General features: G+C 42.9%; 9 protein-coding genes. 7 read left to right on the top strand and 2 right to left on the bottom strand.

The features are described 5' to 3' along the window. The first annotated feature begins 40 nt into the window (after positions 1–40). Positions 41–1357 (top strand): M48 family metallopeptidase, encoded by a 1317-nt coding sequence (locus A8F95_RS12705; RefSeq protein ID WP_065410832.1) that lies wholly within the window; start codon positions 41–43, stop codon positions 1355–1357. 133 nt (positions 1358–1490) lie between these two features. On the opposite strand, the gene A8F95_RS12700 is transcribed toward A8F95_RS12705, so the two are convergent. Beyond that, on the bottom strand, positions 1491–1721 hold the full coding sequence (locus tag A8F95_RS12700; RefSeq protein WP_049660658.1) for an IDEAL domain-containing protein: 231 nt from the start codon (positions 1719–1721) through the stop codon (positions 1491–1493). Between the two features lie 213 nt (positions 1722–1934). Here A8F95_RS12700 and A8F95_RS12695 point away from each other — a divergent pair, with 213 nt between their 5' ends. The 6 genes from A8F95_RS12695 (at position 1935) to A8F95_RS12670 (ending at position 12563) form a co-directional block, all read left to right on the top strand. Beyond that, on the top strand, positions 1935–2552 hold the full coding sequence (locus A8F95_RS12695; RefSeq protein WP_065410831.1) for a TVP38/TMEM64 family protein: 618 nt from the start codon (positions 1935–1937) through the stop codon (positions 2550–2552). 139 nt (positions 2553–2691) lie between these two features. Continuing rightward, positions 2692–6171 (top strand): helicase-exonuclease AddAB subunit AddB, encoded by a 3480-nt coding sequence (gene addB, locus A8F95_RS12690; protein WP_065410830.1) that lies wholly within the window; start codon positions 2692–2694, stop codon positions 6169–6171. A gap of 2 nt (positions 6172–6173) precedes the next feature. Further along, positions 6174–9878, top strand: coding sequence for a helicase-exonuclease AddAB subunit AddA (gene addA, locus A8F95_RS12685; RefSeq protein WP_065410829.1), 3705 nt, complete (start codon positions 6174–6176; stop codon positions 9876–9878). Between the two features lie 146 nt (positions 9879–10024). Next, positions 10025–11218 (top strand): DUF418 domain-containing protein, encoded by a 1194-nt coding sequence (locus A8F95_RS12680; protein WP_065410828.1) that lies wholly within the window; start codon positions 10025–10027, stop codon positions 11216–11218. 4 nt (positions 11219–11222) lie between these two features. Beyond that, entirely contained in the window at positions 11223–12125 is a 903-nt protein-coding gene (locus tag A8F95_RS12675; protein ID WP_065410827.1) for a fumarylacetoacetate hydrolase family protein, read from the top strand. A 75-nt stretch (positions 12126–12200) separates the two neighbouring features. Next, a complete protein-coding gene (locus A8F95_RS12670; protein ID WP_065410826.1) occupies positions 12201–12563 on the top strand; it encodes a YisL family protein in 363 nt (120 codons plus the stop codon). A 71-nt stretch (positions 12564–12634) separates the two neighbouring features. Here the strand turns inward: A8F95_RS12670 and aspA are convergent, their stop codons facing one another. Further along, on the bottom strand, positions 12635–14122 hold the full coding sequence (gene aspA / locus A8F95_RS12665; protein WP_065410825.1) for an aspartate ammonia-lyase: 1488 nt from the start codon (positions 14120–14122) through the stop codon (positions 12635–12637). Positions 14123–14124 lie beyond the last annotated feature (2 nt).

Genomic DNA, 14124 nt, shown 5'->3' with positions numbered 1-14124 from the left:
TTAAATATAATAAGGGAGAAAGAAAGGAGTGAGGAGGACAGTGAAAAAGTGGGCCGTGTTTGCTTTAGTTGGATATGGATTATTTGCGCTGGCCATTTATTACTATTTATATGATATGGCACCTGGAGAAATCCCGGAAATTTATAAAGGGACAAGCGCTGATCCAGCTGTTTTCTTAACCGCGGCAGAACAGACTTTAGGAAAAGAATATTCAACGATCAAGAATTTTTTATTTTTTCTCGGTGTTCCATTTGAATGGCTTGTTTATTTCTTTATCTTAGTTTTCGGCGTTTCAAAGAAATTTGAGGAATGGTCGAAACAAACAGTGCGCTTTTCAGTTGGGCAAACGGCTATTTACTTATTTTACTTATCTCTGCTGACATTTCTGCTTGCATTTCCTCTTCAATATATTAGCTATCACTTTTCAAGAGTTTACAGAATTTCCGCTCAAACGTTTCCCCAGTGGATGAAAAATGAGCTTATTGATTTCTGGGTTAGCTACGTACTTATGTTTGTTCTTGTTTTTGTCCTCTATGCCTTGATTAAAAGGTTTAAGAAGAAGTGGTGGCTGGCTGCATGGGCGTTGTTTGTGCCGTTCACTGTGTTCATGATGTATGTACAGCCGGTACTGATTGATCCGCTTTATAATGACTTTTATCCATTAAAAAATAAACAATTGGAAACAAAAATTTTAAATTTGGCGGACAAGGCAAACATCCCAGCCGATCATGTGTATGAGGTAAATAAATCAAAAGAGACGAACGCCTTGAATGCTTATGTTACCGGGATAGGGGGAAATGCTCGGATTGTTTTGTGGGATACGACATTAAAGAAGTTGAATGAAGAGGAAGTCCTGTTTGTTATGGCGCATGAAATGGCCCATTATGTAAAAAAACACATCTATATTGGAATTGGCAGCTATCTGGCTTTTGCTTTTTTTGGATTTTGGCTCGCAGCCAAATGGATGGAGAGATGGGTTCGCAAGTATGGAAAGCAGCTGCATATTAAGGAGTTGTCCCAATTGAGGACCTTGCCATTGTTTCTGCTTGTGATTTCCATGATGGCGTTCGCTTCCAGTCCTTTTTCTAATGCTATTTCCCGATTTGAAGAGAAACAGGCTGACGCCTATGCGATTGAAATGACACGAGACAAGGAAGCAGCCATTAGTGCCTTTCAAAAGCTGGCACGAGAAGGGTTATCCGAAGTAAAACCTCCAGCGCTCGTAAAAATATTCCGATATGGACATCCCGCAATGGCAGAAAGAATTTATATGATGGAAACGTATCCGTTAGAAGTTAAAGAAGGAAAAAGGAAAGAAGAGAGGAGCGGTGCAAGCGCTCAAAAAAGCCGAGACTAACCCACAAGTATATGGCGCCTCTTTTAAAGAGGTGCCATATACTTGCCTTTCGTCGAGTCAGCCTCCGATCCAGTGTCTTATCGACATAAGGGGAGTTTAGTATTAAAGAGGAGTAGCTTTAAAGAAGAATTAATTAATGTTTAAATTTTTTCTCTAACTCATTTAACTTGGCTGATAATTCAATAAATAATTGGCGATTTCCTTCATCCAAGGACTGATCGATCGCTTTCATCAGCTTTTGTTTTTCTTGTTTAAACAAGATATCATTTAACAAGTTGTCAATGTAAGCAGCTGTTGCATTTTTGACTTGTTCACGCGGCATCGGGGACTTCATCATTTCGGCAAAGTAATTATTGTTTTCCATTTTCATCACCTCAGATACCTTTTTCTTATTATATGTGATACCCTGAAAGGAATCAACCAAAACTTTTAAAATATTTAGAAAAATTATTTTTTAAGAGAATTAATTAAGTAGGGTTCCCTTTTTCCGCTTTCAAGCTCTTCCATTAAGATGAAACACCTAGTTGTGGTAAAATAAAAAAAATCGAACGTCAGCGGATATAAGGGGTAGAACAATATGGATGTTACAAGCCTGAAAGAATGGTTTACGATTGAAAATATAATGGATGTCATTCAAAAATACGAATCATTTGGGCCTATTCCTGGTTTTCTTCTGCCATTAATTGAAGCTTTTTTGCCTTTTTTGCCTCTTGTTGTATTTGTAATGGCCAATGCCAGTGCTTTTGGATTGTGGTGGGGGTTTTTACTATCATGGGGAGGATCGGTTACTGGCGCCATTCTCGTGTTTCTGCTTGTGAGGAATTATGGGCAACGAAAGGTATTATCCTTTTTACATAGGCATCACCAAGTGAAAAAATTAATGAATTGGGTGGACCGCCATGGTTTTGGTCCTGTCTTTTTGCTTTTATGTTTTCCGTTTACTCCTTCAGCTGTAGTCAATATTGTGGCTGGTTTGTCTAATATTAGCATTAGGCAGTACTTGCTTGCGGTGATGGCGGGAAAAGTGGTCATGATTTTTACTATCAGCTTTATTGGCTATGATTTCTTTTCATTAATAAAAGAGCCAATACGTACGACGATTCTTGGTGTCATCATTTTCGTTTTGTGGGCAGTTGGAAAACAAATTGAGAGACACCTTAATAAGAAGGAAAAGAAAGAAAGAGCGAGAGGCTAAAGCAAGCCGCGCTCTTTTTTGAATTATCGTTTCCTTTTAAATTTTAGGAAGATGACAGAACGTATGATCTGTATTATGATAAAGGGATAGATCATGCAGCAGCAGGAAGAATGCCGGAAATTTACTGGAGGGAAAGAATGTGTCTGTCCAATTTATAATCGGCCGGTCAGGGACTGGCAAAACGAGACGAATGATTGATGAGATAAAAAATAACTTGATAGAAAAGCCGATAGGCGATCCTATTATTTATCTTGTGCCGGAACAAATGACGTTTTTATCTGAATACACGCTAGCATCGGACTTGGAGCTTGGTGGTATTATACGCGCCCAAGTATACAGCTTCACACGGCTTGCCTGGCGAGTGCTTCAGGAAACGGGAGGAATGAGCAGACAGCATATTACTTCCTCCGGCTTAAATATGCTCATTCGTAAAATTATTGAAGACAAGAAAGAAGACTTAAAAATATTTGCTGGTGCAGCTGACAAAAACGGGTTTGTCAGCCATGTCGAAAGCATGTTGACAGAGTTTAAACGGTATTGTGTGACGCCAGAAGAGTTAGCAAAGAAGCAGGAAGAGCTTGTACAAAGTACGGGTTCAAAAGCATTGAAAGATAAGCTCCACGATTTACAGACAATATACAGTGATTTTGAAGAAGCGCTGATCGGCAAGTACGTCGATTCGGAGGATTATTTGCGTCTTTTAGCAGAAGCAGCAGCGATCTCCGACTATATAAGAAAGGCAGAGATTTATGTAGATGGCTTCCACAGTTTTACACCGCAGGAACATGCTGTGCTTTTGCAGTTAATGAAACAGGCAAAGAAGGTGACCATCGCCTTAACTGTTGATGCTCCGTTTCGTTCGATGCCGCCGGAAGAAACACATTTATTCCGTTTATCTGGCGACACGTATGCCCGTGTATATGAGCTGGCATCGGAAAATGGCATACAAGTAGAAGAAGATATTCTTTTAACAATGGGAGAACGTTATAAGGAAGAAAGCTTAAAGCATTTAGAAGCATACTTTGATCGCCGTCCGCCTGTCCCTTTTGAACCGTCAGATAATCTTTGTTTAATAAAGGCGGCAAGCAGAAGAGCAGAAATTGAAGGAGTGGCGAGAGAAATCCGGCGGCTTGCTCGTGAAGAAGGATTTCGCTTCAAGCAAATGGCGGTGCTTGTCCGTAATGGAAAAGACTATCAGCAATTAATTGAAACGGTTATGCGAGATTACGATATTCCCTTTTTCATTGACCAAAAGCGTCCTATGATGAATCACCCTCTTATTGAACTGATTCGTGCTACGGTAGAAACCGTAACGAGTAACTGGCGGTATGAGTCTGTATTTCGTGCCGTAAAAACAGACTTGCTTTTCCCTATCAATGAAAATTGGCAACTACTCCGCGAGAAAATGGATCGCTTGGAAAACTATGTATTAGCCTATGGAATAAAAGGAAATCGCTGGACCGAAAAAGATAATTGGAAGTATCGGCGTTTCAGAGGGCTTGAGCAAATAAACAAAGTTCAGACAGATGAAGAGAGAGAAATAGAAACGGAACTAAATGAGGTTAGACGACTTATTTCTGAACCTATTTCTCGACTGGCCGGCAGACTGAAGAAGGCGAAACTTGGCAGAGAATTTGCTCAAGCCCTCTATTCTTATTTGGAAGAGCTGCATATTCCAGAAAAGCTAGAAGCGTTTAGCTTGGAAGCAGAAGAGAGAGGGGATCTTGTAACAGCAAGAGAACATAATCAGGCATGGAACGCCGTTATGGAGCTGCTGGATCAATATGTAGAAGTGCTCGATGATGAGGAGATGACGCTGCAGAAGTTCTCCGCCATCATGGATGCGGGACTAGAAGCGATGGAGTTTGCGATTGTACCTCCAGCTGCTGATCAGGTAACTGTGGCGAATCTAGAGCTTTCTCGTTTAAGTGAGGTGGAAGCGGCGTTTGTGATCGGGGTGAATGAGGGCGTATTGCCGGCGAAACAAATGGAAGACGGAATTTTAGCGGACGAGGATCGGGAAAGATTGCTGGCAGAGGGAATGACGCTGGCACTTAGCAGCAGGCGAAGGATGCTTGATGAAGAGTTTACTGCTTACCGAGCGTTTACGGTTTCAGCGAATCGGCTTTATGTCTCTTATCCTATTGCGGATAACGAAGGCAAAGCACTGCTTCCTTCTTTTTATATAAAAAGAATAAAAGAGCTGTTCCCGACGATGAAAGAGCGGCTATTTGTGAATGATCCGTCTGAATTAAGTGAAGAGGAGCAGTTGCAATATGTGTGCCATCCTGATCCGACGCTGTCATACTTAGCTTCCCGTTTGCAGCTGAAACGTTTCCATTATCCAATGTATGACTTTTGGTGGGATGTGTACAACTTTTACATCAATCATCCGCAGCAAAAGGAAAAAGCAGAAAGGGTATTATCTAGTCTATTTTATAAAAATGACACGACTTCACTAGATGAAGTAACGAGTACAGAGTTGTACGGAGAAGAAATACTGGCGAGCGTGACAAGGATGGAAATGTTTAATAGCTGTCCATTTTCTCATTTTGCCAGACATGGACTGAAACTTAAGGATCGAGATGTTTTCCGTCTGCAGGCACCGGATATCGGCAACTTGTTCCACGGAGCACTGAAATGGATTGCTGATGAGGTGGAAAGACGCGGCTTAAAGTGGGCCCAATTGTCAAAAGAACAATGTCGAAAACTATCAAGCGAAGCGGTCAAACAGCTGGCACCACAGCTGCAAAACCAGATTTTATTAAGTTCTAACCGCCACCTCTATTTAACTCGGAAACTGGAACAAATTATTTGGCGGGCTTCTTATGCATTGAGCGGACAGGCGAAAGCAAGCGGTTTTGCACCGGTAGGCCTTGAACTTGGATTTGGGCCAGGGGAGAAGCTGCCGCCTTTAGCATTCACGTTGAAAAATGGTGCAAAAATGGCACTTGCCGGCCGGATTGACCGGGTTGACCAAGCTGAAGGAGAGGATGGCATTTATCTGCGGGTCATTGATTATAAGTCGAGCGGCCGCGATCTGGATTTAACAGAGGTATATTACGGGATTGCGCTGCAAATGCTAACCTATTTAGATATTATTTGGACGTATTCGCCGCACCTTGTTGGAACAGAAGCCCATCCGGCGGGAGTATTGTATTTTCACGTGCATAATCCTTTTATCAGCAGCAAAAAATTGCTGACGCTAGAGGAAATTGAACGGGAATTATTTAAGAAATTCAAGATGAATGGCTTAGTTCTAGGGGAAGATGAAGCCCTGCAGCTTATGGATGCTAATCTGGGCGCAGGTGCTTCACCTATTATTCCTGTTGCTTTTACGAAGACCGGAAAGCTGGATAAAAGATTTTCCAAAACGGCTGACAGAGAAGCATTTAATGGCATGAGACAGCATGTTCGCCGCCTCTATCAGCAGTCGGGGGATGAAATTGTCAGCGGAAAGGTGAACATCGCCCCTTATCAATATAAAGAAAGTACACCCTGTGGCTTTTGCTCGTATCGTCCAGTTTGTCAATTCGATGATACGCTTGAAGAAAATAATTATCGGCTGATCGCACCGAAAAAAGACATTCTTGAAGAGCTAAAGAAAGGAGGAGAGTAAGCATGGGCAAGCTGATTATACCGGATAAGCCGAAAGATGTTTCCTGGACAGATGACCAGTGGAAGGCGATTACGGCGGAAGGACGGGATATTCTCGTTGCTGCGGCTGCCGGTTCGGGAAAGACCGCTGTTCTTGTAGAACGGATTATTCGTAAAATTACGACTGATGAAGCTCCTGTGAACATTGATGAACTGCTGATTGTGACTTTCACCAATGCAGCGGCTGCCGAAATGCGCCACCGTATTGGCACGGCCCTCGAAGCAGAAATGGAAAAAGATCCATCCTCCCATCTTTTGCGACGGCAGTTAACGTTGTTGAATAAAGCGCCAATTTCGACCCTTCACTCTTTTTGTCTAGAGGTGATTCGGAAATATTATTATTTAATCGATATTGATCCTGCTTTTAGAATTGCGGATGAGGGCGAATTAACGTTACTTCGCGAAGAAGTGCTTGACGACTTTATGGAGGAAGAGTACGGAAGAGAAGGCAATGAAGAGTTTTATCGGCTTGTTGATACTTTTTCCAGTGACCGCAGCGATGAAGAACTGCAAAAAATTATTCATATATTATATGATTTTGCCCAATCACATCCTCATCCAGACGAGTGGCTGAACGGGCTTTCAGAATTATATGATGTAAAAGAGGGGGCTGAAACGATTGACAGCCTGCCGTTTATCGAGATTTTAAAGTTTTATATCGGCCTTCAGCTGGAAGCGGCAGAAGAGATGCTGACAGAATGTCTTGATATGGTTCAAATGCCGGGTGGCCCCGTTCCGAGAGAAGAAATGTTTCTGGCCGAGCAGCAAATGGTTCGCCGGCTGCGTGAGGCTCTTCCTTCTTGGCAACACCTTTATGAAGAAATGCAGACGGTAGGCTTTAAGACACTAAAGAGCTATAAGGGCGAAGAATACGATGAAGAGCTGAAAGAACAGTCCAAGTACTTGCGGACAGAAGCTAAGAAGATCGTTGAAAAGCTGAAAGAAGACTTCTTTTCTCGTCAACCGGAAAGCTACGTAAGCAATATGAAGGAAATGAAGGACGTAATCGCTGCCCTGGCCCGTCTTATCCAGCGATTTACGAATAGATTTCAAGAAGTGAAGCGAGAAAAGGGGATTGTTGACTTTAGTGACCTAGAACATTTAACCCTCGCTATTTTAACAGAAGATGGACATCCTTCTGAAGCCGCATACGCTTACCAAGAGCAATTTAAAGAAATATTTCTTGATGAATATCAAGACTTTAATATTGTTCAGGAATCAATTATCCAGCTGCTTAAAAGCGGAGGGGAAGAAAACGGCAACGTCTTTATGGTAGGAGACGTAAAGCAGAGTATTTACCGTTTCCGTCAAGCCGAGCCTAATTTATTTTTAAGCAAGTATAGACGGTTTTCAACAGATGGCCATGACAGCGGACTGCGCATTGATTTAGCACAAAATTTCCGCAGCCGTGCTGAAGTGCTGGCTGGCACAAACTTTTTATTCAAGCAGATCATGGATATAAAAATTGGAGAAATTGAATACGACCGCCAGGCGGAACTAGTAAAGGGAGCTGCTTATCCAGAAGACAGGGAGTTTCCGATTGAAGTGGCGATTATTGATCAAGGAGCAGTCGGACAAGCAGAAGATTCCGACATGAAGGATGTAGCGCAATCTGAGCTGGAAGCAAGGTGGATGGCCGGAAAAATTAGAGAGTTAATTGAGTCAAGGCACCTTGTCTACGATCCGAAAACGGAAAAGGAACGGCCAATTGAGTACCGGGACATCGTCGTTCTATTACGGTCGACAACATGGTCTGGGGTGATTAAAGAAGAATTTAAACGGGCAGGTATACCGCTGCATGCAAAAGTTTCAGGCGGTTATTTTCAAACGATAGAAATTGCTGTGATGATTTCGTTGCTGCGCGTGATTGACAATCCATACCAAGATATTCCGCTGGCTGCTGTTTTACGCTCTCCAATCGTGGGCTGCACCGAGAATGATTTGGCTGCTATTCGGCTCGCTGCTAAGTCAGGCTCTTATTATGAAGCGGTGAAGGCGTTTGTCTCTAACCGTCCAGAAGCACGTTATGAGAAGCTGCATGAAAAAGTAAGCAAGTTTCTTGAGAAATTGTCAGGCTGGCGTTCGCTGGGCCGTCACGGTGCCTTGTCCTCACTTATATGGCAGTTGTATCATGATACTCATTTTTACGACTTTGTCGGCGGCATGCCGGGCGGAAAGCAGCGGCAGGCTAATTTACAAGCTTTGTACGATCGAGTGCGTCAATATGAGGAAACGTCTTTTCGGGGATTGTTCCGCTTTTTGCGCTTCGTAGAACGGATGCAGGAACGCGGGGAGGACTTAGGAGAAGCAGGAGCTTTAAGCGAACAGGAAGATGTCGTGCGTTTAATGACAATTCATGCTTCTAAAGGATTAGAATTCCCATTTGTTTTTGTCGCCGGCTTAAATAGATCCTTTAATATGACCGATTTAAATAAAAGCTACTTGCTTGATAAAGAGTTTGGCATTGGAACAAAGTATGTAAATACTGAAAAGCGAATCAGTTATCCTTCACTGCCGCAGCTTGCCTTAAAGCGTAAAAAGCGGTTTGAACTGCTTGCTGAAGAAATGCGCGTACTGTATGTGGCCTTAACGAGAGCGAAAGAAAAGCTGTTCTTACTTGGCACTGTAAAAGATGCAGACAAGGAAACGGCTAAATGGGAAAGAGCCGCAAAGAACGAAGAATGGATTTTAGATAATGCTTCACGAGGGGCGGCTAAGTCTTATTTTGACTGGATCGGTCCGGCGCTTGTCCGTCATCTGGATTATACCAAAACAGTGAAAAGTCGCCCGGTTGTATTTGCGGATGATACATCTAAATGGACTATTCAAACGATCAGTGCGGATACATTGCAGCCGGCTGATCTAGAACAGACAGAAGAGAACGGCAGTTTGTTGGAAAAAGTACAATCCTTTGAACGTGTGCCTGTTTTCTCTTCATTTAAGACAGAAGTAGAGGCGCGAATGAATTGGCGGTATGAGTATGAGCCTGCTACCCATTTACGCTCTAAGCAGTCTGTTTCCGACTTAAAGCGCATGAACGAAATTTTTAATGAGGGGGCAGGGAATGAGCTGTCCCGCCAATATCAGCGGCCTATTTTTCGCCGGCCGGCGTTTATGCAGGAAAAAACACTGACACCAGCTGAGGCAGGAACGGCTCTCCATACCGTCATGCAGCATGTTTCTCTTCAGAGAGAGCCAGACGCAGTGGAGATTATGGAGCTGCTAAAAACTCTGGTTTCTCGCGAGTTATTGACAGACGAACAAGCTGCTGCCGTTAACCCCGAAAAAATCGTTTCTTTTTTCTGTACTCCGATCGGAAAAGAATTATTAGAATCAGAAAAGGTCTACAGAGAAATACCGTTCAATATGGGAGTAGGTGCTAGCGAAATTCATCCGGACTGGCAAGGTCCTGAGGAAGCTGTATTAGTCCAAGGGGTCATTGATTGCTTATTTGAAAAAGATGGGAAGCTGTACTTACTAGATTATAAGACAGATCAAATTACTGGTCGTTTTCCAGGGGGAATAGAGCAAGCAAGACCCATTCTGGAGAAACGATATCGTGTGCAAATCCGTTTATATGCCCAGGCTATTGAACAAATTTGGAAGCGAAAAGTCGACCACAAGCTGCTGTTCTTCTTTGATGGAGGCCATGTGCTTCCGATAGATTAATTGAAAAAAGCTGTTCTCAGTCTCTTGGCTGTTGGAACGGCTTTTTTATGTAATTTGTCTGCGGTTTCTTCTGTATGGTCGAGCGATCCTAGCGCTGTGTGATATGATGGGAAAGATGATATAAGGAAGAAAGGGGAAAGAAGAGTGTGCAGTTAGCGCCATTGAAACAGGAAGAGCGGATTATAACATTAGATAGTTTACGAGGTTTGGCTCTTTTAGGCATTTTTTTAGTGAATATGATTTCGTTTCATTCGCCTTATTTTTATTATGATCCTTATGAATGGTGGAAAGAGCCGGAAAACTTGTGGCATTATCGCTGGATTGATATTTTTGTGCAGGGAAGCTTCTACCCATTGTTCGCGATGATGTTTGGCTTTGGCACGGCTATGCAGCGGGAGAATGCAATAAAGAGAGGCCAGGCATTCACGCCGGTAGGAATTCGCCGCTTTTCCTTTTTGCTAGTGATCGGTATGATTCACGCTTTTCTTATTTGGCCGGGTGATATATTAATAAATTATGCCATTTTTGGACTTTTTCTGTTGCTGTTTCTACGGCTTTCTGGAAAAATATTAATTATCATTGGCAGTATTTTGCTGCTGTTGCCGAACACTTTTCTGGGTATTTTGCTCATTCTTTTGGCAACAGTTGACCCAACAAGTGCAGTGCATTGGACAGATATCGCCGGAATCGAGAAATCCATCGCTGCTTATGGAAGCGGGACGTTTGCTGAAATTACTCAGCAACGAGTGGCAGACTGGCTTACAGGAAATGAACCAAGTGTCTGGTGGGCACAGGTCATCTCCATTTTCCCCCACTTTCTAATTGGCGCGGGTGCTCAAAAGCTGAGAATCTTTACAAGAGGCCAGGCTCGCCCTGCTGCTGCTTTTATCACGTTCGTTACTTTTTTTGCAGTCGGTGTCGTGTTAAAGTCGCTGCCGTATATGATTGAACCTAATCTAGCTTATGTACATGTCCAAGATTCGATTGGCGGCCCATTGCTGGCTGTTAGTTATGCGGCACTTATCATTGGCATCAGCTCTATGAAAAATGGAAGCAAGCTGTTGAAGCCGTTTGCAGCGGCAGGCAGAATGTCTTTAACGAATTATTTGCTGCAATCGGTGATTGGGACGCTGGTTTTTTACCATTATGGATTAGGGCTATACGGACAAATAAAACTTTCTACCGGCGTGTGGATTGCTGTAGCGATCTTTGTTGGTCAAATGATTTTATCGGAATTCTGGCTGTCTAAGTTTAAGCGTGGACCAATGGAAGCTTTATGGCGAAAAGTTACCTATGGATTTCAAAAAGAAAGAGAACAGAGGAACATCAAAGGAGGATAAAGTGATGAAGTTAGTGAGCTATCGTGTTAACCAAAGGGATACATATGGAGTATATGAAGAGATGGAAAATATGATTTGGAACTTACCGTCACTTGAAGAAAGTATCACAGGTGAAAAAACACTGCCTGATACACTGCTTGCCGCCATTGCTGCTGGAGAAGAATTCACGGAGCGAGCAAAGCAATGGCTTGAGACAGCCGGAGACAAGGAAAAGGAAGCCGCTGCTGTCTCTGCAGAGGAAATAGAATGGCTCGCTCCAATTCCTCGTCCATCAAAGAACATTATGTGTATCGGTAAAAATTATCGTGATCATGCGATTGAAATGGGTGGAGAAGAAAGCATCCCCACTGATTTAATGGTATTCACGAAATCACCGACTGCTGTGATTGCAGCAAATGAACCAATCCCCTCCCATGAAGGCTTAACGAACGCACTCGATTATGAAGGAGAGCTTGGAGTCATTATTGGCAAAAAAGGGAAAGGGATTTCTAAAGAAGAAGCACTTGACTATATTTTCGGCTATACGATTATTAATGATGTGACAGCGCGTGATCTTCAAAAGCGCCACAAGCAATTTTTCCTTGGAAAAAGCTTAGACGGCACTTGTCCGATGGGCCCATGGATTGTCACAAAAGACGACATTAAAGATCCGCACAATTTGAATATTGAAACGAAAGTGAACGGGGAAGTTCGCCAGCAATCTAACACAAAGCACTTTATTTTCCCGATTGATGAAATTATTTCAACGCTTTCAAAAGGGATGACACTTGAGCCAGGAGATGTGATCGCTACAGGTACACCTGCAGGAGTCGGACAAGGAATGAATCCTCCAGGACTTTTGAAATCAGGCGATACCATTGACATTAATATTGAACAAATTGGCACATTATCAAACAAAGTCCAATAATCTTGGCACAACATTTCCTTCTCTTCTAGCAAAATGATACTATAGAAAAGAAAAGCAGAAAGGAGGGGGACTGACATGGAAAGTTTATTTTTTAACAGTACCCATTTACATATTACAACTTGGGTGATCGCGATTATCTTATTTTTTATCGCTGTTAGCAAATACTCTACGGGTGCTCATATGGCATTAAGATTGTTTTATATTCTCGTATTAATCACTGGCTTGCTGCTCTTTATCAGACACCATGGCATTAATGACATGCTGTATGGTATGAAGATGCTTGCTGGTATCCTAACAATTGGACTAATGGAAATGGTGCTAGTCCGCAAGAAAAAGGGAAAAGATACGAGCAAGGTATTGATCGGTGCTATTGTTTTGCTGATCGTAACACTTTACTTAGGATTTAAACTGCCAATGGGCTTGAATTTCTTTGCCTAATTTGGAAATAAAAAAGCTGTACCTGAATTCGCTCAGGTACAGCTTTTATATGTTTAAGCGGGGCTCGATTATTATTCTGGGTTAATGTCATTCTCTTTCTGGGGAAGAGACTTAGTTTGTAAGCCTAGTGATCGCTTTACTTCTATCAGTTCGCGTCCGGAAATACCAGGATCGGTCATTTCGTATGGATGAAGGATAATGTCGAGCTCTGCTTCACTTAAGACTCCGCGCTCGATACAAATTTCCCTGACAGACTTGCCGGTGTCGATGGCCTCTTTGGCGATCGAGGCAGCAGTTTCATAGCCGACATGGGGGTTGATTGCTGTGATAATGCCGACGCTGTTATTAACATAGTCCTGCATCCGCTCGGTATTGGCCTGAATGCCTTCCACACAGTATTTGCGAAAAACCGTAAATACATTCGTTGTGATCTTGATGGACTGCAGTAAGTTAAAAACAAGAACGGGTTCCATGACGTTCAATTCAAACTGGCCTGCTTCGGAAGCGAGGCATATAGTATGATCATTTCCAATTACCTGGAAGGCAGTTTGGTTCAGCACTTCCGCCATGACAGGGTTGACCTTGCCTGGCATGATAGAGGAGCCGGGCTGGCGGGCTGGTAAGGTGATTTCTCCTAATCCTGCCCGTGGACCAGATGCCATCAATCTCAAGTCATTCGCCACCTTTGACATGTTCATCATACATACCTTGAGAGCTGCAGACACTTCAAGATAAGCATCGGTGTTTTGTGTGGCGTCGACTAAATGGGATGCTTTCAAGATAGGGAATCCGCTGTTTTCTCTTAAATATCCGACTACTTTCTCGATATATAAAGGCTCAGCGTTCAATCCTGTTCCTACAGCAGTTGCCCCCATGTTTACTTCATATAAATGCTGGCGCGACACATCAACGCGCTGAATATCCCGCCCTAAAACACGAGCATACGCTTCAAATTCCTGACCGAGACGGATCGGTACGGCATCCTGTAGATGGGTACGGCCCATTTTTAAAATAGGATTGAATTCAACGGCCTTCTTATGAAAAGCGTTGGACAGTTCCTCCATCACTTCCAGTAATTTATTTACTTGAGAGATGACTGCTAAATGGATGGCTGTCGGAAAGGCATCATTTGTTGATTGGGCCATATTCACATGAGAGTTAGGACTAACAATCTTATAAGATCCCTTTTGTTCGCCCAACAATTCAAGAGCCCTGTTGGCGATTACTTCGTTAGCGTTCATATTAATGGAAGTGCCGGCTCCTCCCTGAATAGGATCGACAATAAACTGATCATGAAGACTTCCATTTATCACTTCCTCAGCTGCCTCTATAATAGCATCGGCGATTTTGGGATCCAGCTGTCCAATATCCCGGTTGGCTTGGGCAGCTGATTTTTTAACGATAGCGATCGCCTTAATCAGGCTATCATCGATTCTGTAGCCAGTGATCGGAAAATTCTCGACAGCTCTCAAGGTTTGGACACCATAATAAGCGCCAAGTGGTACCTTTTTTTCTCCAAGGAAATCTTTTTCTATGCGAAATAATTCATCAGTATTCAATG

This window comes from Pseudobacillus wudalianchiensis, from assembly GCF_001685015.1.
Lineage (GTDB): Bacteria > Bacillota > Bacilli > Bacillales > Domibacillaceae > Pseudobacillus > Pseudobacillus wudalianchiensis.
Note: the sequence above shows the minus strand (reverse complement) of the source record. Positions and strands in the feature narration are given on the sequence as shown.

Bases quoted from the DNA above. Each gene is read 5' to 3' on its own strand.
- A8F95_RS12700 (WP_049660658.1), bottom strand. From the start codon at position 1,721: ATGGAAAACAATAATTACTTTGCCGAAATGATGAAGTCCCCGATGCCG.
- A8F95_RS12695 (WP_065410831.1), top strand. From the start codon at position 1,935: ATGGATGTTACAAGCCTGAAAGAATGGTTTACGATTGAAAATATAATG.
- addA (WP_065410829.1), top strand. From the start codon at position 6,174: ATGGGCAAGCTGATTATACCGGATAAGCCGAAAGATGTTTCCTGGACA.
- A8F95_RS12675 (WP_065410827.1), top strand. From the start codon at position 11,223: ATGAAGTTAGTGAGCTATCGTGTTAACCAAAGGGATACATATGGAGTA.
- A8F95_RS12670 (WP_065410826.1), top strand. From the start codon at position 12,201: ATGGAAAGTTTATTTTTTAACAGTACCCATTTACATATTACAACTTGG.